This is a genomic window from Proteus hauseri, assembly GCF_040139125.1.
Lineage (GTDB): Bacteria > Pseudomonadota > Gammaproteobacteria > Enterobacterales > Enterobacteriaceae > Proteus > Proteus hauseri_B.
The window spans coordinates 248,848-272,553 of sequence record NZ_JBEEUB010000001.1 but is presented as its reverse complement, the minus strand read 5'-3'; the positions used below and the strand labels follow the sequence as shown (position 1 = coordinate 272,553).

19 protein-coding genes are annotated in these 23,706 nt (G+C 38.2%); 12 read left to right on the top strand and 7 right to left on the bottom strand.

Going from position 1 to position 23,706, the window contains the following annotated elements; translation table 11 throughout:
* Positions 1–159 precede the first annotated feature (159 nt).
* The 5 genes from ABN099_RS01190 to ABN099_RS01170 all read left to right on the top strand — a co-directional run bounded on the left by ABN099_RS01190 (position 160) and on the right by ABN099_RS01170 (position 9,468).
* Entirely contained in the window at positions 160–2,094 is a 1,935-nt protein-coding gene (locus ABN099_RS01190) for a pentapeptide repeat-containing protein (protein ID WP_349461858.1), read from the top strand.
* A gap of 340 nt (positions 2,095–2,434) precedes the next feature.
* Positions 2,435–4,105: a type I restriction-modification system subunit M gene (locus ABN099_RS01185; RefSeq protein ID WP_349461857.1), complete on the top strand. Its 1,671-nt coding sequence runs from the start codon at positions 2,435–2,437 to the stop codon at positions 4,103–4,105.
* Complete coding sequence (locus ABN099_RS01180; RefSeq protein ID WP_349461856.1) at positions 4,102–5,316, top strand: restriction endonuclease subunit S; 1,215 nt, start codon at positions 4,102–4,104, stop codon at positions 5,314–5,316. The genes ABN099_RS01185 and ABN099_RS01180 overlap by 4 nt, the downstream gene beginning before the upstream one ends.
* Before the next feature lie 58 nt (positions 5,317–5,374).
* Positions 5,375–8,752 (top strand): type I restriction endonuclease subunit R, encoded by a 3,378-nt coding sequence (locus tag ABN099_RS01175; RefSeq protein WP_349461855.1) that lies wholly within the window; start codon positions 5,375–5,377, stop codon positions 8,750–8,752.
* 14 nt (positions 8,753–8,766) lie between these two features.
* Complete coding sequence (locus tag ABN099_RS01170; protein ID WP_349461854.1) at positions 8,767–9,468, top strand: M48 family metallopeptidase; 702 nt, start codon at positions 8,767–8,769, stop codon at positions 9,466–9,468.
* 85 nt (positions 9,469–9,553) lie between these two features.
* On the opposite strand, the gene ABN099_RS01165 is transcribed toward ABN099_RS01170, so the two are convergent.
* The 4 genes from ABN099_RS01165 to pth all read right to left on the bottom strand — a co-directional run bounded on the left by ABN099_RS01165 (position 9,554) and on the right by pth (position 14,105).
* Complete coding sequence (locus ABN099_RS01165; RefSeq protein ID WP_349461853.1) at positions 9,554–10,447, bottom strand: LysR family transcriptional regulator; 894 nt, start codon at positions 10,445–10,447, stop codon at positions 9,554–9,556.
* On the bottom strand, positions 10,444–11,844 hold the full coding sequence (locus ABN099_RS01160; protein ID WP_349461852.1) for an MFS transporter: 1,401 nt from the start codon (positions 11,842–11,844) through the stop codon (positions 10,444–10,446). The genes ABN099_RS01165 and ABN099_RS01160 overlap by 4 nt, the downstream gene beginning before the upstream one ends.
* Positions 11,845–12,241: 397 nt before the next feature.
* The gene (gene ychF / locus ABN099_RS01155) at positions 12,242–13,333 is read right to left on the bottom strand and encodes a redox-regulated ATPase YchF (protein WP_349461851.1); all 1,092 of its coding nucleotides are present in this window, start codon (positions 13,331–13,333) and stop codon (positions 12,242–12,244) included.
* Between the two features lie 187 nt (positions 13,334–13,520).
* A complete protein-coding gene (gene pth / locus ABN099_RS01150; RefSeq protein WP_349461849.1) occupies positions 13,521–14,105 on the bottom strand; it encodes an aminoacyl-tRNA hydrolase in 585 nt (194 codons plus the stop codon).
* A 358-nt stretch (positions 14,106–14,463) separates the two neighbouring features.
* Between pth and ychH the strand changes: the two genes are divergently transcribed.
* A complete protein-coding gene (ychH, locus tag ABN099_RS01145; RefSeq protein ID WP_349461848.1) occupies positions 14,464–14,742 on the top strand; it encodes a stress-induced protein YchH in 279 nt (92 codons plus the stop codon).
* A 294-nt stretch (positions 14,743–15,036) separates the two neighbouring features.
* Here ychH and prs read toward each other — a convergent pair whose 3' ends face one another.
* The 3 genes from prs to lolB form a co-directional block, all read right to left on the bottom strand.
* Entirely contained in the window at positions 15,037–15,984 is a 948-nt protein-coding gene (gene prs / locus ABN099_RS01140; RefSeq protein WP_036912921.1) for a ribose-phosphate diphosphokinase, read from the bottom strand.
* Positions 15,985–16,071: 87 nt separating this feature from the next.
* Positions 16,072–16,947, bottom strand: coding sequence for a 4-(cytidine 5'-diphospho)-2-C-methyl-D-erythritol kinase (ispE, locus tag ABN099_RS01135; RefSeq protein WP_349461847.1), 876 nt, complete (start codon positions 16,945–16,947; stop codon positions 16,072–16,074).
* Entirely contained in the window at positions 16,944–17,582 is a 639-nt protein-coding gene (lolB, locus tag ABN099_RS01130; RefSeq protein WP_349461846.1) for a lipoprotein insertase outer membrane protein LolB, read from the bottom strand. Before lolB ends, ispE begins: the two co-directional genes overlap by 4 nt.
* A 240-nt stretch (positions 17,583–17,822) precedes the next feature.
* Between lolB and hemA the strand changes: the two genes are divergently transcribed.
* The 6 genes from hemA to ABN099_RS01100 are packed head-to-tail and all read left to right on the top strand — an operon-like array spanning position 17,823 to position 23,685.
* Positions 17,823–19,085, top strand: a complete 1,263-nt coding sequence (gene hemA, locus ABN099_RS01125) for a glutamyl-tRNA reductase (RefSeq protein ID WP_349461845.1) — start codon at positions 17,823–17,825, stop codon at positions 19,083–19,085.
* A 28-nt stretch (positions 19,086–19,113) separates the two neighbouring features.
* Positions 19,114–20,196 (top strand): peptide chain release factor 1, encoded by a 1,083-nt coding sequence (gene prfA / locus ABN099_RS01120; protein WP_349461844.1) that lies wholly within the window; start codon positions 19,114–19,116, stop codon positions 20,194–20,196.
* On the top strand, positions 20,196–21,044 hold the full coding sequence (gene prmC / locus ABN099_RS01115) for a peptide chain release factor N(5)-glutamine methyltransferase (RefSeq protein ID WP_349461843.1): 849 nt from the start codon (positions 20,196–20,198) through the stop codon (positions 21,042–21,044). Before prfA ends, prmC begins: the two co-directional genes overlap by 1 nt.
* Positions 21,028–21,837: an invasion regulator SirB1 gene (sirB1, locus tag ABN099_RS01110; protein ID WP_349462230.1), complete on the top strand. Its 810-nt coding sequence runs from the start codon at positions 21,028–21,030 to the stop codon at positions 21,835–21,837. Before prmC ends, sirB1 begins: the two co-directional genes overlap by 17 nt.
* A 55-nt stretch (positions 21,838–21,892) precedes the next feature.
* Positions 21,893–22,747 carry a 3-deoxy-8-phosphooctulonate synthase gene (kdsA, locus tag ABN099_RS01105; protein WP_349461842.1) on the top strand — a complete coding sequence of 285 codons (855 nt, stop codon included), beginning with the start codon at positions 21,893–21,895 and terminating at the stop codon, positions 22,745–22,747.
* A gap of 8 nt (positions 22,748–22,755) precedes the next feature.
* The gene (locus tag ABN099_RS01100) at positions 22,756–23,685 is read left to right on the top strand and encodes a TIGR01212 family radical SAM protein (protein ID WP_349461841.1); all 930 of its coding nucleotides are present in this window, start codon (positions 22,756–22,758) and stop codon (positions 23,683–23,685) included.
* Positions 23,686–23,706: the final 21 nt, after the last annotated feature.

Here is a 23,706-nt window from a genome sequence, read left to right as displayed (position 1 = left end):
AAAACACTATTGATTAATAAAATATTATAATATTCTTATGCTATATTATTAAGCGAAAATATTTATAAACTGAGATTATTTAGTAATCAATGAGAGGAGTTTATATGAATATTATCTGGATTTTTATCATTCTTAATCGATTATACGTTGGTGTACATTATGAATAATGTTTCTTTATATCTTAAAGCGCATATAATGAGAAGTTCTGTAGCCGCTGTTGATTTAGCGAAGCGCAATCCCTCCTTAAAAAATATACATTTTGCAGAAAAAATATTAGAAATAAAATTAACAGATGCACCGTTTAAATTAAACGGAGATGCTAGTAATGGCACAGTTAAACAGGATGGGGTAAATAAGTATCAATTGTTATTTAATAGATTAAGTGAAATTAAAATTAATTGTATAGATAAATATGAATTTAAAAGCAATGAGAATAAAGAAAAAAACACAAGGTTTTTTAAAGCACTATCGTTCCTAAATAATTTTAAAAACAAAGACTTTAGTAATAAAAATTTAATTGGTATTAATTTTAAAAATAAAGATCTTAGAACGACTAATTTTAGTTTCTCGTACATTCTTAATAAAGAAGATGAGAATAAAGGCGTTGACTTTTCAGGTTCTAACCTCTCAAATGTTGATTTGAGCGTAGCACATCTAAATGGCTCAAAATTTATAAATAGTGATTTGACAGGCGCTAAAGTTAATTTAAATAATGCTGATTATTCAAATGCAAAGCTTGATGGTGCAGAGATAAGTTTTAATCCTTATCTCCCACTTGATAGATATACTTTAGATGAATGTTTTAGTGATTCTACACTATTTCACACCATTGATTCTATAGATGATAAATACTATAGTATAAAAACATCACTTATGGGTCAGATAATAAATAAGTTATCTCTATTTAGTGAGGATAAATTAAAAGAATTACCTTTAGACTTAATAATAGATAAGGTTTTATCTAAAGATTATTATCTTAAGGATAACGATATATGGGCTTTTACTAAGCTTTTATTTGAAAATAAAATCAAGGATGATACAAGCGATAAGGTGAAAGTATTTTCTGATAAACTACTTAAAAGTAATTTTGATTTTTGTTTGGATATGGCTTCTTCACTTCATAAAAATTTTATGATAGAACGTAATGGTGAATTTATTGAATTAATGTCACGATCTCTTTATCATGATAATAAAAACATCCAAGAGAAAGCTAGAGCATTATATGGAGAATATCTTAATTTAGATGAAGTTAAGCCTTTTATTGAAAAAGAAGATTTTGGTAATGGAAATAAAGAGGCTGATTGGAGTGAAAAAGATTATTATAACTATATTCTTCTTGATAAGAATAAGGCTATGATAATTAATCATGAGAATTTAACTAGCATGTTGTTCCCTCGTGATACAAAGAGCGATATAAGTTGGAATAACTTTTTTCTCTATATTAATAACGAAAATCAAGCTGTGAGTAGAATTGATTATTATAAGCTATTTAATAATGACTTTAAGATTTTTAAAGAAAGCTTTAATGAGAATTTTTCTAACATAAGATCTCATAGAATATTAAAACTATTAGATTTGGGTGATTTTCATAAGCGATTTAATTCTACTTTTTTAGGTAACCCCATTGATAATAGACAAAAAATAGTTGATTTTGATATCCAAGAGAAATTAACAAAGAAATTCGAAAAAGTAATAATTATTTCAGATATCAATATTAAAAATACTTCACTAAGAGAAGAACACTATCAAGAAATTTGTCAAAGCTTAAATATTGAGTCATTAAATAATGAAGAGAAATCCAAATATTTACTAAGTCTCGCTATTCTGTTTGTTAAATACTCATCTAGTGATGTATTTGGCACAGGAGATGACTCGCCTCAAATATTAAGAATGTATGCTTATGCATTAATGAGTAAAGCAAATGAATTAAATCCAGACTTAATTAAAAATACATTTAATGATTGGGAAAATAGATTATTAGGAAAAAATGATGCATTTACATGTACAGATACACTTTTTTTAATAATGAGTTCGTATGGAAAAAAACACTTTAATCATATTTATAGCGATATTATGCCGCCACACTGGAGATGATCTGATTTTTAGTGAAAAAGTGAGTGGAACTATTGGTTATATATTGAGCAAAAACTAACTGATGATATTCGTATGAGCGCTTTATTAGTGTTGAAATAAGAGGGAAAGGCACGGGAGGCGGTGAGAGGAAGATCTACGTGAGAACTTAATCTGGATTATTGAGGAAAAAGTCAACAAAATAGATATGACCGCAGTGTTATAAGCGTATTAGAGCAACCATATGATTAACTCATAAGAATTAATTTTTTACTCTCCGTTTGATTACTTAATATTGATATACTATGGGAAAATTGGTTTTCTATTCCTTTTTAAAATTAATAATTATTGGTTAAAAAATTTCATGATTGAAGATAAAGATGTACAAAAGATCAGCCTTGATGAGCTTAAGACATGGCTTTGGGGTAGTGCAAATATTATGCGTGGCACGGTAGATAGTTCTGATTTTAAAAACTATATCTTTGGTCTTATTTTCCTTAAACGTCTGTCTGATGTATTTGATGAACGTGTCGAAGCGATTAAAGCGGAAGAAAACTGCACGGCAGAAGAAGCGATGCTTATTCTTCAGGAAGATAACCCTGAACAATTCGTTCCCCGTTATGCTCGTTGGAGCCAATTAATTAAGCGTACTGAAAATATTGGCGAGCATATCGATGAGGCATTTGCTGAAATAGAGCGCCAAAATCCCTCTCTTGATCGCGTTCTCACCGCTATCCAGTTTGGCGATAAAGAGAAGCTTAGCAATAGTCTGCTAATGCGTTTATTGCGTCATTTCAATCAGTATAAACTTGGTAATCAGAATTTATATAAGCCTGATTTACTGGGTGATGCCTATGAGTATCTAATCGCAATGTTTGCGGATGATGCAGGTAAAAAAGGTGGCGAATTTTATACACCTCATGGCGTGGTTGAACTTATTGTTAAACTCATTGAACCACAGCCTACTCATGAGGTTTATGACCCAACTTGTGGCTCTGGTGGCATGTTGGTAGAAGCAGCCCGCTATATCAAAGATAATTACCCCGAAAACGGGACCGTAATGGGCAAGCCAAACTGCAAGCTTTATGGACAAGAAAAAAATCTCGGTACATGGGCAATCGCTAAGTTAAATATGTTTTTACACAACTTGGATGGCGATATTAAACGTGGTGATACGCTAGTTAATCCCCTGCATAAAAGTGGTGAAGGATTACAATGTTTTGATCGCGTGATTGCCAACCCGCCATTTTCTCAAGATAAATGGTGGGAGCCATTAGAGCTTAATGATGGAAAAATCGTTGGTGATAATGGTAAAGAGAGAAATGTTAAATACAGTAGCGATCTCACTGATAAATTTGGTCGTTTTGGATTGGGCGTTGCACCACGTACCAAAGCGGATTTGGCCTTTGTACAGCATATGATTGCATCGACTAAAGAAAATGGTCGTATTGGTGTAGTCGTTCCACATGGTGTGCTATTTCGTGAAGGTGATGAAGGTAAAATTCGTCGAGGAATGCTGGTAGGTAAAGATGAATTTACGGGGGATTTAATTGAAGGGATTGTGGGCTTACCTTCTGCACTTTTCTTTAATACTGGTATTGCTGCCGCTGTGTTGATCATTAATAAAAACAAACCCACCGCACTGAAAAATAAAGTTATATTTATTGATGCATCGGCACACTTTGGCGAAGGTAAATCTATGAGTTATCTACGTGAAGAAGATATTTTGCAGATTACCACAGAGTATAATAAAGCCAAAAAAAGTATGGTTGATGCTGGTGAACAAACTAAAGCATCGCTGAGCCAACTGCTTAAGTCTGTGGCTGTAGATAAATATCTGCGCGTGGTTGAGCTTAGTGAAATTGAAGGTAATGATTTTAATCTTAATATTAGTCGATATATTGATACTTCTGAGGCGGAGGAGAAAGTTAATATACTGGAAGTATTAAATAAAATTAAATTAATAGAGTTTGAATTAGCTAAAATAGAGTCAAAACTAAGTTCCCATATTAATGTTTTAGGGATCATTAAATGAGCAATTCGGAATGGGGTTGTTATAAATTATCTGAAGTAATAAAAGTAAAAAGTGGTAGCTCGTTAAGTAATGCTAAGATGGAATGCGGTGATATTCCAGTGTATGGCGGAAATGGAATATCAGGCTATCACTCAACATATAATACTGAACAATCCAAGCTAATTATTGGGCGTGTAGGTGAATATTGTGGAGCTATCTATCAATCACGTGCATATTCTTGGATAACGGATAATGCGTTGTTCGTCAGCGAAAAAAAAATAAGTATATCTGATGAATATCTTTATTTTTTACTATGTTTTTTAGATTTGAATAAATATGCGAATAGAAATGCTCAACCTCTGATTTCTGGTAAAACACTAGATCAAGTAATGTGCTATGTCCCTACATGTAAAAAAGAACAACAAAAAATAGCTGAAATTCTCTCTACAGTTGATAGAAAAATCGATCTTATCGACAAAAAAATAGCTGCAACCAAAACGCTTAAAATAGGATTGATGCAAAAACTATTTTCCGAAGGTGTGGGTGTGCAAGATGATGAAGGTCATTGGCAACCACATACGAAGTTTAAGGATTCGTTGTTAGGAAAAATTCCAGATAGCTGGAAAACGGTAAAACTGGAAGAAATTTCAGTAATAAATCCTAAGCCCTATAAACCAGAAAGTATGGATACTTTAGTCAGTTTTGTTGGTATGGCTGATACTTCAGAAGATGCGAAACTTATTAGCCCATCAGTGAAAAAGTATGAAGAGGTAAAAAAGGGTTTTACATCATTTCTAGAGAACGATGTACTAGTTGCAAAAATTACACCTTGCTTTGAAAATGGCAAAGGGGCATTAGCTAGAGAGCTTAAAAATGGTATCGGTTTTGGTAGTACTGAATTTCATGTTATTAGAGCAAACTATGGTTTGTCTTGCCCCGATTTTATCTATTATTTAACAACATCTGGCGCCTTTCGCTCACAGGGCGAATTTAATATGACAGGAACCGCTGGTCAAAAAAGAGTGTCAAAAAACTTTATAGAAAAATACTTAATTGCTTGTCCTCCACTAATCGAGCAACAAATGATTTCTAATATTCTTAACTCGATAGATAAAAAACTCTCTCTTCTTGAACAACAAAAAGCTGAAACTAAAAACCTTAAAAAAGGCTTAATGCAAAAGCTATTAACAGGTGAGTGGCGAGTTTCGCTTAATGAAATAGAAAATACATAAATAATAGAATTAACAGTACTTTTATAAAAAACGAATAACAATAAAAAAGGAACGTGTCATGTCAGGTCAGTCAACAGTATCTAATTCTGAGCTTATTGGCGTAGAGCGCCCTGCGATAGAGTGGCTAACAAAATTGGGATATACCCATATTAAAGGTCGTGATATCGAACAGCAACATAGAACAGATTCGTTGATCCTCGAGAATATACTGACTGACCGATTATACGCGCTAAACCCATGGCTTGCTGATGTGGCAAATGGCGCTAATAAAGCAATTAAGCAATTACGTGATATTTGGTTTGAGCATGACAGTGACTTGATGCTAGCCAATCAAGCTTTCTGGAAAAAAGTTCTATTTCAATCAAATTTACAGCAAAAAGATAAGCATGGTCAGCCGCGCAGTATTCGATTTATTAATCAAGCAGGTGCCGAAGGTAATTGTTTTCATGTTGTTGACCAATACACGGGTAAAAATACCAATAATGAACAATTTAAGCCTGATTTGCTGTTGTTTATTAATGGTATTCCGTTAGGGATTATCGAGTGTAAAGCCAGTTCGGTTAAACTCAGTAAAGGTATTGCGCAGCTTGATGGTTATCAAGGAACATTTCCCCAACACTTCGCCTTTAATATGGTCTGTGCGGCGATCAACCGTAATCAAGCCAAATATGGCGCAATCTGTGCGTTAGCGCAGTTTTATCTCACCTATAAAATTGATGCAAAAAAAACAGATGAAAAAGCGATTTTAGATAGGCTTGAACAGCAGCTTGGTCATCCCCCGTCTGAACAAGACAAACTATTATGGGCACTATTTGAGCCTACTCGTTTTGTACGGTTTGTGTGTTTTTATCCAATATATGAGCTTGAAAATAGTATCTTGATAAAAAAGCTCCCTCGCTACCAGCAATGGAGAGCGGTGGAAAAAACACTTTTGCGCTTGCAAGGGCGTGATCCTGAATTTATGGGGCACTCTCTTGGTGGTGTGGTATGGCATACCCAAGGCTCAGGTAAATCGCTGACGATGGTATTATTGGCGCGCTTAATGCGTGCAGAAGTCTCTGGTTTTAATAACCCGAGTATTTTGATATTGACTGACCGTACCGATCTTGATCGACAGATCCACAGTACGTTTATTAATGCGGGTCTTAACGCGCAAAAAGCGAACTCTGTCGCGGGCTTAGAATCGATGCTCAGTAATGACTACGGCGCTATCTTTACTTCAACAGTACAAAAATTTCAGGAAAGTGATGGTCGACAGATTACTGCTGCGAAAGAATCAGAGGAAAATGAAGAGGCTACACATCTTCAAAGTCGCGTAAGACGCGTATTGAAAAAAAATGAATCAGGGCATGAACAGTGCTGGATTATCAAAGAAAACAACCGTCACTTTGGCAATATCGATAGCGCGGGTAATCCCGTTAAAGCTAAGTGGGAAGTGTTTAGTGAAGAACAAGTCGACTTTCGTGTACTGAGTACCAAATCTAATTTCTTTGTTATGGTAGATGAAGCTCACCGTAGCCAATATGGTTTTCTGGCTGCTTTTATGCGCGCCTCCTTGCCGAACGCAAAGTTTATTGCTTTCACTGGAACACCTCTGTTTAACGAAGAAAAAGAGACTCTTGGCACCTTCGGTGGAAAAGCCTATCTCGATATTTACCGCCTTGATGAGGCAGTTTCTGATGGTGCAACGCTACCGATTAAGTATTTAGAAGGTATGGCGCAATGGAAAAGTGATGGAAAGCTTAGCCAAGCTTTTGACGATAAATTTGGGCATAACCCTCTGGCACACAGAAAAAAACTCAAGCAAGAGCTGCTTAAAAAACGACGTAGCGCAATCAGCCGAGTCGAAGAAAATGCAGCACACTTAGTAGAACACTTTTTTAGTAGCGTAAAATCTCGTGGTTTTAAGGGCGTATTAGTGTGTGATGGGCGTGATATGGCGGTACGCTATAAGGACGCTCTTGATGTCATCATGCAAGCACGGAAAAGTGAAGGACTACCCACATTTGAAAGCCGAGTTGTTATTTCACTCGGCGGTATGACCGATAAGCGCACGGGAATGAGTGAGCAGCAATCTTATGCAGCAACAGGGGCAGTGAACATATTAGAAACCATTGAAGAGCGTGTTAGACGTGAAATTGGAGAAGGAAAAGAACCCGTTGCGGTTCCCAGTGAGCAAATTCCAACACTGGTTAATTATGAATTTAAACTCCCATTTTATGATGATCCCGAAAACAAGGTAGACGAAAAAGCCAAAGTGAATAACATTGAGTTGCTTATCGTTTCTGACATGTTACTAACGGGTTGGGATGCGCCGATTGTTAGCACACTATATTTAGACAAACCGCTAAAAGAACATACACTTTTACAAGCAATAGCCCGAGTGAACCGTACGCGAAAAGGTAAAAAAGCGGGTTATATTGTTGATTACTTTGGTGTCGTTGAATATCTTGATGAGGCGCTGAAAGTTTATGGTGGCGATGTTCAACCCGAACAAGTATGGACTGACGTAGAGTCGGAGTTGCCTAAGTTAAAAACATCATTGGTTAAGATTACGGATATTTTACCGAAGAAACACCATCCCGTGAAGCAGCCTGAAGCTTATAAAGAGGATGCCGATCTTTATCTAGACCCTGATGTCCGTTTGGATATTATTGAAGATTTCCTAGCTATGCTGGCTGAATTTAATCGTTATTTAGATATTGTGCTACCTGATGATCGAGGCACACCATTCAAGCCTTATTTTAAAGTATTCAACGAGATAAAATTACAACTACGCAATAAAATGCCAGATAGCACAAATACCGTTCGTATAACGGCATCTGAGTCTGCGTTATTAAAAAATATGCTGGATGAGCATATTGAAGCTAGCGCAGTGAAAAGCCTACTTGGACGTGAAGTCTCTATTCTTGATGCCGCAGATATGGATTTATTGCGTCAACATAAGAGCACGGGTAGTGCCGCTTTAATCATGAAGAATAAACTTAAATACACCATAAAAACGGGTAAAAATAGAGATCCCGCTTTTTTTGGTGATCTGGAAGAAGAGCTGGAAAGACTAATTGAAGAAGAGCGCGAAGGGCGTATTGAACAAGCCTTATTCTTAGAGCAATTAGAAATATTTGCGCAGCGAGTAAGAAATAAAGACGCAAAGCCATCTGAAATGGGATTAAGCACTCCGACTGAGCGCGCTGTATTTAATTATCTAGAAAAGCAAATTGATGAGGCGCAAGCATTGGCATGGACGCAAGGTATTTTCGGGCATATTGATATTGCCGAGGTCATTCTCTCTCCTATTTGGAAAAAACAGACTGATATTCATAATGAGATAAAAAAAACGATCAGAACTATTTTACGAGGGTTAAGTGGTTGGGATATGACCGCAGCACGTCAGCATTCAACTGAGATTTTCAGTATCATGTTGAATAATGAATAAGGAGATTGTCGGCGATGCCTATTTTTCATTATGGAACTCTTCCAATTGAATGGGAGTTTAAAGTTGATAAAAAGCTGAAATGCCATTATGTCACTGTAGAGCGAAATAAGGCGGTTTTATTACGAGGTCCTGATGTTTCTTTAGATGAACAAGTCGAATTGATTCGGTACAGAGCACGTTGGATTAAAACACGACTGGAAGAGGTTAATCAGCCTTTAAAAGAAATGATTATTACGGGAAGTAGAGCGCTTTATCGCGGTCGCTTATTTTACTGTGAGGTTATTCCCGCACCAGAACTGGTTGCAGTAAAAATTAGCTTTAATCAAAGCCGTTTTAAGGTCTATTCTCCGGAAGGGCATTCGGTTAGCCAGCCTTTATTTAAGGCGGCATTAACGCGTTTTTATCAACAAAAAGCGTATGAAAAAATTAGTTCTCGTATTACTTATTGGCAAAATATAATGGGAATGCAGGCTACCACATTCCATATAAAAAAATTTGATGCTCGTTGGGCTAATTGTACCGAAAATAATGTCTTGGAGTTTCACCCTCGTTGTATGGAGTTTTCTAATAAGGTAATGGATTACATTATTATTCATGAGTTGTGTCATACCGTAGAGAAAAACCATAGTAAAACATTTTGGAAGCTTGTTGCTAAATATTGTCCTGAATGGCGAGCGTTGCATACTGAAGTTACACGCTCAAAAATGGGCTTGTAGAATATAGCTAATTCAGATTTCTATGGTGAAGAACTAGTGTCTCGTCGTCTGAAAGTGAAATTCCACATACAAATAGCATCCAAAATCAATGAAATAATTCATAAATTTTAGTTCGGAACCATCGATGTATGGCGTCATTTTCATATTTAGGATGCCACACTAAATACAACCCCAATGGTGGTAAATCTAAAGGCAACTCAAATTTGTATATGGGTCTATTTGTCGTTAAGGCAAAACAGTCAGGGATAATGCTGATAACGGGGTATTGCTCTAAAATTGAAATCGCTGTAGAAAACCCAGTTACCTGTATGATTGGCGGTTTAATTAATTCGCTAAAATCTAATAAACAGGCGTCATTATTTTTCTCATCCAACACTGAACGATAATTTACACCGACAAATTCAAACGATTTAAGATCCTCCAAGGTAATGGCTAATTGAGAAATAGGGTGGTTAATATGAGCGACGCCAACCCACTTATCTCTTAATAGTAACTTGCACATCATATTAGGTTCTACAGAATTTGATAAGACCGCGATTTCAGCGTCAATGGTTTCTTGGCATAACAAACCCGCTTTCTTTTTTTCTTTGTTTATCAAATGTAAAGTGACATTAGGTGCCTCTTTTCGCAGTGAGGTAATTAAACTTGCACCATAATTGTCAGCAAACCCAGCCGTTGCTCGAATTGAAAATTCCCGCTTAAGATATTCTAAGTTCACTTCTTTTGGGGTGGAAAATGTGTGTTCAATTTGATGAACAAGTTTTTTTACCTCAGAAGCGATGCTAGCAGAATAGGGCGTTAATATCATATCACGCCCTGATTTAACCAATAATTGATCACCTAATGAATGTCTTAAGCTTTCTATGGCTCTATTCATGGAGGAAATACTAACCCCTTTTACTTGGGCTGCACGAGTGATGTTTTTCTCTGTTAGTAGTGCATCCAAAAATGTTAGCAAGTTTAAATTCAGGTTAATCATTCTCCCCCTCCAGTTGTTTTCCATGATGACCAAGATGATTTTCCTTTAAGCCATAATGATAAGCCTAAAGCAACCAAAACTAACCCTGATGCAGTATAATATACAGCACTAAATCCGCTGGAAATATTATCAAGGTTAAGATCTCCATCGAGGGAGCCCCCACTAAAAATAGAGAAAATAGTTCCCATTAATGTTGCGCCATTAATAAGTCCGATATTGCGAGATAAACTAAGTATTCCAGATAAAATGCCTTTTTGTTTAAGGTTAACCCCAAACATCAAGCCCGTATTATTCGCGGTTTGAAAAACAGCATAACCTATTGTAACGACTGTCATAAATAACATATACGATATAGCGCTTAATGAGTTACCATTTAACGCAAATAGAATAAAACCTGAGAACATAATAGTTAAAGCAATAATAATAATATTGTTGGAACCAAACCGATCAACTAGTTTACCTGCAGGGAGTCCCAAACAAGCCGCAATTACAGGACCAAATGCCATAATTAATCCGACCATCCAAGGTGAAAGTGATAACTTATGGATCAAGTAAAATGGACCGATTATAAGGGTCGACATAATAACAGTGGCAACAATAAGACTCATCGAAGCCCCTATATACAATGAAGGGTGGCGCATTAATTCAATAGAGATTGCGGGCGATTTCACTCTCATTTCGATGATGATAAATAATATTGTACCTATTGCAGCAAGAGCGATATACCAAATACTATCTGATGACCAACTCGTCATGCCTAATGAGTATAAAATAATACTCAAGGTAAGAACGGATATACCAGTAAAGTCTATCTGTTTATGGACAGTGGTGATTGGCTGCTTATCAATCAGTTTGTATATCAGCACTAAAGATATTATTGATAGCGGTATATTCAGATAGAAAATAGATTGCCAGCCTGCAATATCGAGTAATACGCCACCAACTGTAGGTCCTCCGGCAGTTCCAATGGCGGATAATGTACCAATCCATCCCATTGTTAATCCTGCTCCATTAGATGATTTTACGCTTGCCAACAGTGACATAGTGGTATTCATCATGGCTGCTGCCGCTATCCCTTGAATAATTCGACAAATAATAAGCCCATTTATTGAAGGTGCTAAAGAACAAGCAATAGAAGCAATAGTAAATAGAATAATGGAACCAATTAAAAAAGGTTTATGGTCAAACCTATCACTAATACTTCCCGTTAGTATTGACGCACCCGTTAAACTAATAAGGTAAGAAATAATCACCCATCTTGTCATTGAAAATGAGGCGTTAAAGGCTTCAGAAATTGTGGGCAGTGCAATATTTGCAATGCTTGTACTAAGTGATGACAAAACGATAGGTAATGCGGCAGCAATTAAGTACTTTTTTAGTGAGTTATCGCTATTCATTAGATTTACCAAAAAATTTTTAACTCATCCTAATTGACGGTGATTTTTTGAAGAAGTCTCAGAAAGCGAAATTGAGGTATCCTATTTTTGATAGACTACGGAATATACGTGCTGTCACTTTGTTGTTTTGGCTAGGTGTAGCGTGAATTGATTGCAGGGGATCTGTATCTAATAGGAATTAAATGAGATTTTTTGTGGGAAAACAGTCTGGTGTTTTTTATATCTCGAAGGCATTGTGCTTCTATAATTGATAACTCAGTACGAGTCACAGAAAATATGATAAAACAGATAAAAAAAACACAAAGCCCATATAATTTCATAAACTTTGTGTTTTTTTAAATAGCGCGTTACTTCTAATTTAATACTTAATAAGACAATATAAAATTAAACGGTGCTCTTACACATTAAATAAGAAGTTCATAACATCGCCGTCTTGAACAATATACTCTTTACCTTCTGCACGCATTTTACCAGCTTCTTTAGCACCTTGTTCACCGTTGTAAGTGATAAAGTCGTTATAAGCGATAGTTTGAGCGCGGATAAAGCCTTTTTCAAAGTCAGTGTGGATTTTACCTGCGGCTTGTGGCGCCGTTGCCCCTACAGGAATTGTCCATGCACGTACTTCTTTCACGCCCGCAGTAAAGTAAGTTTGTAAATTCAGTAATGAATAACCAGCACGAATAACGCGGTTTAAGCCAGGCTCTTCAATACCTAAATCTTGCATAAACTCTTCACGTTCAGCGTCGTCTAATTCAGCGATATCTGCTTCAATAGCCGCACAAACGGGAACAACAACGGAGCCTTCTGATTCTGCAATTTTGCGTACAGTTTCAAGATAAGGGTTATTTTCAAAACCATCTTCATTAACGTTAGCAATATACATCGTTGGTTTTAACGTTAAGAAGCTTAAGTAACGAATTGTCGCTTTTTCTTCTTCAGTTAAATCTAATGCGCGTAACATGCCTGCGTTTTCTAAATGTGGTAAGCATTTTTCTAACACTTCCATTTCAGCTTTAGCAATTTTATCGCCACCTTTGGCTTTTTTCTGATTACGATGCATAGCACGCTCGCAGGTATCTAAGTCAGAAAGAGCAAGTTCAGTATTGATAGTATCAATATCTTCAGCCGGATCGACTTTACCTGAAACGTGAATAATATTGTCGTTTTCAAAACAACGAACCACATGACCAATCGCTTCAGTTTCACGAATATTGGTTAGAAATTGGTTACCTAAACCTTCACCTTTAGATGCCCCTTTTACTAACCCAGCAATATCAACAAATTCCATTGTTGTTGGGAGTATGCGCTGAGGTTTTACAATTTCTGCCAGTTTATCTAAGCGAGGATCAGGCATTGGAACAACACCTGTGTTTGGTTCAATAGTACAGAATGGGAAGTTGGCTGCCTCAATACCTGCCTTAGTTAAGGCATTAAACAGTGTAGATTTCCCTACGTTAGGCAGACCGACGATACCACATTTAAATCCCATAAACGTTCACCTTGTCACAAAAAAACGACAGGGAGGAGTATCCCTGTTGTGCTGTTAAAAAAAATTTGGCGCCATTATAGAACAAATCCCTGTTTGATTAAATCATCAGGGATTAATTGCGCAAAAGAGGGTGAAAAGAGACGTCACCCATTGAATATTCGTGGCTTATTAAAACCAATATTAATAATTAGGCTTTAAAGCTATGCAAGCGATTTATCGCTTTTTCAAAACCATCTCGCATTAATATATCGGTGCAAGAAAGCGCTTCATCAATTGCATCATCAATTAATTTTTGCTCACTCATTGGCGGTTTTCCTAATACAAAACCAACCACTTTGTTTTTATCACCAGGATGACCAATACCAATACGTAAACGATAGAAATTAGGGTTATTACTAAATTTACTTTGGATATCTTTCAATCCATTATGACCGCCATTGCCGCCACCTAACTTCATTTTAGCAACGCCGGGTGGTAAATCGAGTTCATCGTGAGCGACTAAAATTTCATTAAGCTCAATACGATAAAAATTCGCCATTGCCTGAACTGCTTTACCACTAAGATTCATAAATGTTGTCGGTACTAATAAGCGAACATCGTCACCTGCTAAATTAATACGCGCAGTGTAACCAAAGAATTTACTCTCTTCTTTTAGAGATTGCTGATGGCGCTGAGCCAACAAATCTACATACCAAGCACCCGCATTATGACGAGTCTGGGCATAATCTGCACCGGGGTTTGCTAACCCGACGATAAGTTTAATTTTACTCACAATAGCCTTTCACTGTTATCGTCTTAAAAGAAAGGGGATAGTTTACCTGTCTCAGACCAGAAGCACAAAATAGATTGTACCGTTCATTTTTTAGCGAAAATAGAAAGGAGAATAAAAAAGAGAATAGCTATCATTTAATGTAGCAAAAAGAGCGAAAGAGAGAAAATAGATGCTCTAAACGATTTTTTAGAGGAAGAAAACACATTTTTTGCAAAGAATTGTCAGCATTTTTCAGGACATGTGATCACTTCGACAATAACTTTGTGATATTTATGGCTATAATAACTGCAAAGAAAAAGAGGTTATCCTCTCCGTATTTTGGTGTTGAATCGTCTGACGACGCGCTTGGAGGTGCAACATGAAATATAAACATGCATTTGCAGTTGGTAATTTATGTATGGCTGCTGGGATGGTTGTAATGCTCGGTAGTCTCGGTTATACCCTGATTAGCCATATCTTTCCATTAGGTCTTCCAGAGTTTTTATCTGATATCTCTTTAATGGGAATTTTTGTTGGTGCATTGGTGTGGTTGGCTGGTGCTCGTATCGGTGGTAGAGAAACAATAGCAGAAAGATATTGGTGGTTGCGTAATCATGATGAACGTTATCGTCGCCATGATAATCACCGTTATCCATAACCATTATCCATAATAGATATCAATTTTTATTATAAGCAGTTAACTATTATAAAAAATAAAAATTGAATTTAGCGGCAATTAGCTAATAACGTTCAGTCATTGGTTATCTTTAATTGTAATTAATAATACACGCCCATAAACCCGTTTTTTGCTGTAACGGGTTTTTTATTGCCTAAATTTCATGAAATCGCTATTTGGACTATTTTAAAGCACAAAAAAACCCGCCATAACACAATGTAATACAGAGGTTATAACGGGTTTAGTTATCTCATACTACGATGAGTTTTTAACAAATTAATGTTCAAACATCGCAGAGATTGACTCTTCATTGCTGATGCGGCGAATTGCTTCTGCCAACATGCCAGAGAGGGTCAATGAACGGACTTTATTTAATGCTTTGATTTCTGCTGACAGTGGAATTGTATCGCAGACAACCACTTCATCAATAACAGAGCTTTTGATGTTCTCAACAGCATTACCAGAAAAGATTGGGTGAGTTGCGTAAGCAAATACGCGTTTAGCACCACGTTCTTTCAGCGCTTCTGCCGCTTTACACAATGTACCACCAGTATCAATCATATCGTCAACTAGGATACAGTCGCGGTTAGCAACATCACCAATAATATGCATCACTTGAGAAACGTTAGCACGTGGGCGACGTTTATCAATGATAGCCATATCAGTGTCATTCAGAAGTTTAGCGATAGCACGAGCGCGAACAACACCGCCAATATCTGGAGAAACAACAATTGGGTTGTCCAAATCTTTTTGAAGCATATCTTCTAAAAGGATTGGGCTGCCGAAGACATTATCAACCGGTACATCAAAGAACCCTTGGATTTGTTCTGCGTGTAAGTCGCAAGTTAAAACACGGTCTACGCCTACACTAGATAAGAAATCCGCAACAACTTTTGCCGTGATAGGAACACGGGCTGAACGAACACGGCGATCCTGACGGGCATAACCGAAGTAAGGAATAACAGCAGTGATACGACCAGCGGAAGCTCGACGTAATGCGTCAACCATGACCACTAATTCCATTAAGTTATCATTAGTTGGTGCACAGGTTGATTGAATGATAAAGACATCACCACCACGTACGTTTTCGTTGATTTGCACACTGACTTCACCGTCGCTAAAACGACCTACAGCAGCGTCTCCTAAGCTAGTGTAGAGTCGGTTGGCAACACGTTGAGCCAGTTCCGGGGTTGCGTTACCAGCAAAAAGCTTCATATCGGGCACGAGAAAAACCTCAGGCTTGCGTCCAGAGAGAGATATTGTTGACCTGTAAAGAACGTGTTTATGAACATAGCGTTTTTAAACATCATATTACGGGTGCAATAACACAGGTATCCTTGAGCGGAATAAATGCACAGGAGAAATGTTGACGCCTTGCGCTACAAATCCATGCACCCACTCAGGGGCGTTAATTAACACTTCACTAGCGGCAACTTGTGATTCGAACTCACCGAACACACAGGCACCTGTCCCAGTTAAGCGTGACGGTGCATATTCTAACAGCCACGAAAGCAGATATTCAACCTTACGAAAACGTTTTCTTGCGATCATTTCACAGTCATTTTCGAACGGAGCCTGTAATAATGCGCCAAGAGAGCGTATAGGAGAGTTACGTTTTAATTCTGGATCTGTGAAGATTGTCGGAGTTGAAATGGAAATTCCGGGGTGTGCGACCAAATACCATTGCTCTTTTGGCTCCGCGGGGGTCAAAATTTCGCCAACGCCTTCGGCGAATGCAGCATGACCTTTTACAAAAACAGGCACATCAGCACCTAAACTTACCCCTAATTCGGCTAAGGTTTCATCGCTCAGCCCAGCTTGCCAATGCCAATTAAGTGCAATTAGTGTGGTTGCTGCATTAGAAGATCCTCCCCCTAATCCGCCTCCCATCGGTAATTTTTTATCGATACTGATATCCGCACCTTGATACTGCAATGCGATATTGTGTTGCTGACAATAATTACGTAAAAGAAGTGCGGCTTTGATAATCAAGTTGTCTTCATCTTTAACGTCTTTAACAGGGGTTAAGATATTTAACTGAGTATCATGACGAGGTGTAAATGTTAGCGTATCGCCATAATCAAGAAACTGAAAAAGGGTTTGAAGATTATGGTAGCCATCAGCACGCTTACCCGTAATGTAGAGAAAAAGATTTAATTTAGCAGGAGAAGGCCAGCTGAGTGTCATTGCTGTATATCCCAGTTATCCATTTTTAATTTAATAAGACGGTCGCCTTGGCGTAATTCAAGACGTTGTGGCAGATTTGGTGTGGTCGTTGAATCATAGGCTTGATAAGAGACAATCCAATCACCTTCTGGCGCTTGCCATGTTACTGATTTTAAAAGATGGTGGGCATCTAATTCAAAAATCGTTGCATCACCAGGTAAACCAATCAACCACGCTCGCAGATTTTTCAGTGGAATAACCATGCCGGTTAGCTGATAGATCATTTCAACCGGGTTATCGCTGTAATACTTTTTACCTTTGTTATCGGTGACTTCAATAACACCGGGCATAACATTTAAATCAAGTTCTGTCGTGCCTAATGGATTAGTTAATAACAGGCGATAATTTTCTTCAGTGCGATCTTGCCAATAAAAACGGGCATAAACTTTATGGCTTTGCTCGATATAAGCAAAAGCACCTCGGGTCTCATATTGTGAAATCTTTTTTAAGGCTTGCTGGCGCTCTTGCCATTGTGGATTGTTATCCGAACCTGAACCTTGAGTATTAATTTGATTAAGGTTACAGGCACTCAGCAATAGCGCAGTTAACGGAAGAAGGCGCAATAATCGTTTAGTAGGAGAAAAGCGTGAGCGCATAGCTGAGATATTCCTTAAATTCGTTATCAGTTAAAAAAAAGAGTATCATAAACCCTATGATATAACGATATTTCATTAAATTGTGTATGGAAATCTCGTATCATACAAGTAAGCTCTTTTATTGGATCTATTCATCAAGTAGAATGGCGGCAATGAAGAGTCCATACTAAATGCGCTGTTTTAGGTTTGCACTAAGTCAGGTCGCGAGGCGGTATTTATTCATAACTCGATATAGTTGATATGACGTTATTAGCATTAGGTATTAATCATAAAACAGCCCCCGTTGCTTTGCGTGAGAAAGTCTCTTTTTCTCCCGATACCATGGGTGATGCCTTAAATAACCTCCTACAGCAACCTGCTGTCAGGGGTGGGGTTGTGCTGTCTACATGTAACCGTACTGAGCTCTATCTTAGTATGGAAGACAAAGAAAATAGTCATGAGCAGCTTATTCGCTGGCTGTGCCAATATCACCAAATAGAGCCCAATGAACTACAAAGTAGTGTCTATTGGCATCAAGATAATCAAGCTGTTAGCCATCTTATGCGAGTTGCTAGTGGTTTAGATTCCCTTGTACTTGGTGAGCCTCAAATATTAGGTCAAGTTAAAAAAGCCTTTGCGGATTCTCAAAATTATCACTCGCTCTCTTCAGAGCTGGAACGACTTTTCCAGAAATCTTTTTCAGTTGCGAAAAGAGTGAGAACCGAAACTCAAATTGGTGCAAATGCGGTATCTGTTGCTTTTGCTGCTTGTACTTTAGCGCGTCAAATCTTTGAATCACTCTCATCACTCACTATTTTGCTGGTTGGTGCAGGTGAAACTATTGAATTAGTGGCTCGGCATTTACGTGAGCATCAAGTTAAGAAAATTGTCATTGCTAACCGAACCAAAGAGCGTGCACAGCGTTTAGCGAGCGAAGTTGATGCTGAAGTTATTACATTAACCGAAATTGATGAGCGTCTTGCTCAAGCTGATATTGTAATAAGTTCTACCGCAAGTCCTTTGCCTATTATTGGTAAAGGTATGGTTGAAAGGGCACTAAAAAAACGCCGAAATCAACCTATGTTGCTGATAGATATTGCGGTTCCGCGCGATATCGAGCAAGATGTCGAAAAACTCAATAACGTTTACCTTTATAGTGTTGATGATTTAGAAGCCATTATTCAACATAACCGAGAGCAACGCCAAGCCGCAGCTATTCAAGCAGAACATATTGTTCAGCAAGAAAGTGGTCAGTTTATGGATTGGTTAAGGGCTCAAGGTGCGGTGGGTGCAATTAGAGAATATCGTGATAGCGCTGAAGTATTACGAGCAGAAATGACCGAAAAAGCCATCACACTTATTCAAAATGGTGCCGATGCAGAAAAGGTGATCCAGCAGCTCTCTCATCAGCTAATGAATCGACTAATCCATACACCAACGAAATCTCTTCAACAGGCAGCCAGTGATGGTGATATTGAACGCCTGAATCTATTACGTGAAAGTTTGGGTATAACCCATAATTAACTTTGTCTAACAGGATCTTAATCTACGAATGAAGCCTTCTATTGTCGCTAAGTTGGAAGCTCTACAAGAGCGTTATGAAGAAATTCAGGCACTTCTGTCAGAAGCCGATGTAATTGCCTCTCAGGAGCGTTTTCGTGCGCTTTCAAAAGAATACTCTCAATTGACCGACGTCACTGCTTGTTTCAGTCAATGGCGTAGTGTTCAAGATGATATTGAAACTGCCAAAATGATGCTTGATGATCCTGAAATGAAAGAGATGGCGCAAGAAGAGCTCAAAGAAGCACAGGCTTTAAATGATGATTTAGAAAACCAGTTGCAATTACTGCTACTGCCTAAAGATCCTGATGACGAATTTAACTGTTTCCTTGAAATCCGTGCGGGAACAGGCGGTGATGAAGCGGCACTGTTTGCGGGTGATCTATTCCGTATGTACAGTCGTTATGCAGAAGCGCGTCGCTGGCGTATTGAAGTCATGAATGCGAACGAAGGTGAGCATGGTGGCTATAAAGAAGTGATTGCTAAAGTGATTGGTGATGGTGCATATGGTGTCTTGAAGTTTGAATCTGGTGGACACCGTGTTCAACGTGTACCAGAAACAGAATCGCAAGGTCGTATTCACACCTCAGCTTGTACTGTTGCCGTATTAGCAGAAGTACCGGAAGCAGAATTACCAGATATCAGCCCAAGCGACTTACGTATTGATACCTTCCGCTCATCAGGCGCGGGTGGTCAGCACGTTAATACCACCGACTCTGCCATTCGTATTACCCATATTCCAACGGGTATTGTCGTAGAGTGTCAGGATGAGCGTTCGCAGCATAAGAACAAAGCGAAAGCGATGTCAGTGTTAGGTGCGCGTATTCGTGCGGCTGAAATGCAAAAGCGTCATGAAGCAGAGGCTTCTGAGCGTCGTAATTTATTAGGCTCAGGTGACCGTTCAGATCGCATAAGAACCTATAACTTCCCACAAGGTCGTGTTACTGATCACCGAATCAACCTAACATTTTATCGTTTAGATGAAGTGATGGAAGGAAAATTAGATCCATTAATTCAACCTATCGTTACTGAATATCAAGCGGATCAGCTTTCTGCACTTTCTGAGTTAAATTAATGAATTATGAACAATGGCTGCAACAAGCAGCCTTGCAATTAATTGAAAGTGATAGCCCTAAACGTGACGCTGAAATTCTACTTGGGCACGTAACAAAACGTGCTCGCACCTATTTAATTGCATTTAATGAAACGCAATTATCACCAATAGAATTAGCTCAACTCGCACAACTATTGGCTCGTCGAATAACTGGCGAGCCAATTGCTTATCTGGTTGGTGAAAGAGAATTTTGGTCATTGCCGCTAAAAGTCTCCCCTGCAACGTTGATTCCTCGTCCTGATACAGAATGCTTAGTTGAAAAGGCGCTAGAAAAGTTGAATTCAACACCCGCAAAAATCCTAGATTTAGGCACAGGAACTGGCGCTATCGCATTAGCTATCGCTTCAGAACGTCCTGATAGCCATATCATTGGTGTGGACTTTCAACCCGAGGCAGTGGCATTAGCGCAAGAGAACGCTAAAAATTTAGCGCTGAACAACACAGAATTTATGGAAAGTTGCTGGTTTAGTTCACTCTCAGGTCATCAATTTGATATGATAATTAGTAATCCTCCTTACATTGATGAATGTGATGAGCATATCCATCAAGGCGATGTCCGTTTTGAACCATTAACTGCGTTAGTTGCGGGTAAAAATGGCTTTGCTGATATTGAAACCATCATTGCAACTGCGGATCAGTTTTTAACTGATAAAGGCTGGGTATTAATAGAACACGGCTGGCAGCAAGGTGAGGGTGTACGCAAAATTTTTGCTGATAAGGGTTACTGCTGTGTGGAAACTTTCCGTGACTATGGCGGTAATGAGCGAGTGACAGTAGGTCGTTGGAATTATGATAGAAACCATAGCTGATTACGAATTTAATAAAGCCCCTTTGGTTAAAGGGATGATCCTTATCTCTCAGGCAATCCGACCTGATTTTCCCACTCATTCAGTTAGCTATCAATTAGCTCAGTTAGTTGAACATGCCGAGGCTGAAATCCCACAAAATCGGAGTGTGCGAGAGCAAATAGAAACGCTATTAACGCTGTTTTATAAGCAGTGGCATTTTAGTGGTGCCAGTGGCAAATATTGTCTATCAGATACATTATGGTTGGATAAGGTATTAGCCACGCATATTGGTTCTCCTGTTTCATTAGGTTCAATTCTAATTTATATCGCACAAGCTTTAAATCTGCCATTAGCTCCAGTTATTTTTCCTACACAATTAATCATCAGAATAGATATTCCCGATGAACAGCCTCTATTCTTAAATCCAATTAATGGCGAATATTTATCACAACATACACTTGAAGTGTGGTTGAAAGGTAATATAGGAAATAATTCAACACTCATTGATGCAGATTTAGAAGAGTCGGAATATAGCTCAATCATACGAAAACTACTGGATACATTAAAAGTTTCGTTGATGGAGGAAAAAAACATGGAGCAAGCATTAAAAGCCAGCGAGACGGTTTTAATGTTTGACCCAGAAGATCCTTATGAAATACGTGATCGTGGCTTAATTTATGCTCAATTAGAGTGTCATCATGTGGCGCTTTCTGACCTCAACTATTTTGTTGAGCAATGCCCTGAAGATCCGATTTCAGAGATGATTAAAATCCAAATTCATTCGATAGAACAAAATCCCATTGTTCTACATTAAAAATTAAAAACGTACTCAATTAAAACAGTACATTACAAACAGTATAGGTATAAATATGCAACATAAAGTGGTGAATATTGGTGATATCAAGGTAGCAAATGATCTGCCGTTTGTGCTTTTTGGTGGCATGAATGTATTGGAATCGCGCGATTTAGCCATGCGTATTTGTGAGCATTACGTCACTGTTACTCAAAAATTAAATATTCCTTATGTCTTTAAAGCCTCTTTTGATAAAGCAAACCGCTCTTCTATCCACTCTTATCGTGGACCCGGATTAGAAGAAGGAATGAAAATCTTTCAAGAATTAAAAGAGACTTTTGGTGTTAAAATCATCACTGACGTTCATGAAGCTTCACAAGCTCAACCTGTCTCTGAAGTGGTTGATGTTATTCAATTACCTGCATTTTTAGCGCGTCAAACAGACTTAGTCGAAGCGATGGCAAAAACCGGTGCTGTGATTAACGTGAAAAAACCACAGTTTGTTAGCCCTGGTCAAATGGGTAATATCGTCGATAAGTTTATAGAAGGCGGTAATGACAAAGTGATTTTATGTGATCGTGGAAGTAACTTTGGTTACGACAACCTTGTTGTAGATATGCTAGGTTTTCATGTGATGATGCAAGCTTCTCAAGGTGCGCCCGTTATTTTTGACGTAACACATTCACTACAATGTCGTGACCCATTTGGTGCCGCTTCTGGTGGTCGTCGTGGTCAAGTCGCTGAATTAGCGCGTGCAGGAATGGCGGTTGGCTTAGCTGGATTATTCCTTGAAGCTCATCCAGATCCAGATAACGCACGTTGTGATGGTCCTTCAGCACTTCCATTAGCGAAACTTGAGCCATTCTTAGCTCAAATTAAAGCGATTGATGAAGTCGTAAAAAACTTTCCTGAGTTAGATACCAGCAAATAAGTTTTGTTATGCAGCTGCATACTGTTGTAAATATGTTCGGCGCTTATCTTCAGCGCCGTTATCATGAAAAAATTCATAAAATCACCCTACATGGCGGTTTTAGCTGTCCTAATCGCGATGGTACATTGGGGCGAGGTGGTTGTACTTTTTGTAATGTCTCTTCGTTTGCAGATGAGCAGACGCAATATCACTCCATTGAACAACAAGTCGCTGAACAAGCAAAAAATATTAGTCGTGCCCACCGTTATCTTGCCTATTTTCAAGCTTATACTAGCACTTATGCCGAAGTCGAATACCTGCGTAAACTCTATGAAACAGCACTATTACAAGCCAATATGGTGGGGTTATGTGTAGGAACTCGACCAGATTGTGTACCTGTTAGCGTATTAGATTTGCTACAACGCTATCAAGATCAAGGCTATGAAGTGTGGTTAGAGTTGGGGTTACAAACTGCACATAACAAAACACTAAAACAGATTAATCGTGGACATGATTTTGAGTGTTATCAAGCCACAACACAAGAAGCAAGGCGTCGTGCTTTAAAGGTTTGTACTCATCTGATTGTGGGATTACCTCGTGAAGATCACCGGCTTAATATGCAAACCTTAGAACGTGTTATTGAAACTGGGGTTGATGGGTTGAAATTGCATCCTTTACATATTGTTGAGGGCAGTACAATAGCCAAAGCATGGAAAGCAGGGCGTTTAACGGCATTAACACAAGAGCAATATGTTTATACCGCGGGTGAAATGATCCGTCATACACCACCTGAAGTTATTTATCACCGCGTTTGCGCCAGTGCCAGAAAGCCCACATTATTAGCACCGCAATGGTGTGAAAATCACTGGTTGGGTATGAATGCACTTTATCAAGATCTATTAGCGAATGGTGTTCAAGGTAGTGGGATTGGTAATGCATTTATTCCGAATTCCAAATAATCTTTATTAAAAAATAATAGA

Coding starts and splice junctions, on each gene's coding strand:
- ABN099_RS01160 (WP_349461852.1), bottom strand. CDS start 11,844: ATGAATAGCGATAACTCACTAAAAAAGTACTTAATTGCTGCCGCATTA.
- hemA (WP_349461845.1), top strand. CDS start 17,823: ATGACGTTATTAGCATTAGGTATTAATCATAAAACAGCCCCCGTTGCT.
- kdsA (WP_349461842.1), top strand. CDS start 21,893: ATGCAACATAAAGTGGTGAATATTGGTGATATCAAGGTAGCAAATGAT.
- ABN099_RS01175 (WP_349461855.1), top strand. CDS start 5,375: ATGTCAGGTCAGTCAACAGTATCTAATTCTGAGCTTATTGGCGTAGAG.
- ABN099_RS01180 (WP_349461856.1), top strand. CDS start 4,102: ATGAGCAATTCGGAATGGGGTTGTTATAAATTATCTGAAGTAATAAAA.
- ABN099_RS01185 (WP_349461857.1), top strand. CDS start 2,435: ATGATTGAAGATAAAGATGTACAAAAGATCAGCCTTGATGAGCTTAAG.
- ispE (WP_349461847.1), bottom strand. CDS start 16,947: ATGACACTCAGCTGGCCTTCTCCTGCTAAATTAAATCTTTTTCTCTAC.
- ABN099_RS01100 (WP_349461841.1), top strand. CDS start 22,756: ATGCAGCTGCATACTGTTGTAAATATGTTCGGCGCTTATCTTCAGCGC.
- ABN099_RS01170 (WP_349461854.1), top strand. CDS start 8,767: ATGCCTATTTTTCATTATGGAACTCTTCCAATTGAATGGGAGTTTAAA.
- ABN099_RS01165 (WP_349461853.1), bottom strand. CDS start 10,447: ATGATTAACCTGAATTTAAACTTGCTAACATTTTTGGATGCACTACTA.
- ychH (WP_349461848.1), top strand. CDS start 14,464: ATGAAATATAAACATGCATTTGCAGTTGGTAATTTATGTATGGCTGCT.
- ychF (WP_349461851.1), bottom strand. CDS start 13,333: ATGGGATTTAAATGTGGTATCGTCGGTCTGCCTAACGTAGGGAAATCT.
- ABN099_RS01190 (WP_349461858.1), top strand. CDS start 160: ATGAATAATGTTTCTTTATATCTTAAAGCGCATATAATGAGAAGTTCT.
- prmC (WP_349461843.1), top strand. CDS start 20,196: ATGAATTATGAACAATGGCTGCAACAAGCAGCCTTGCAATTAATTGAA.
- lolB (WP_349461846.1), bottom strand. CDS start 17,582: ATGCGCTCACGCTTTTCTCCTACTAAACGATTATTGCGCCTTCTTCCG.
- prfA (WP_349461844.1), top strand. CDS start 19,114: ATGAAGCCTTCTATTGTCGCTAAGTTGGAAGCTCTACAAGAGCGTTAT.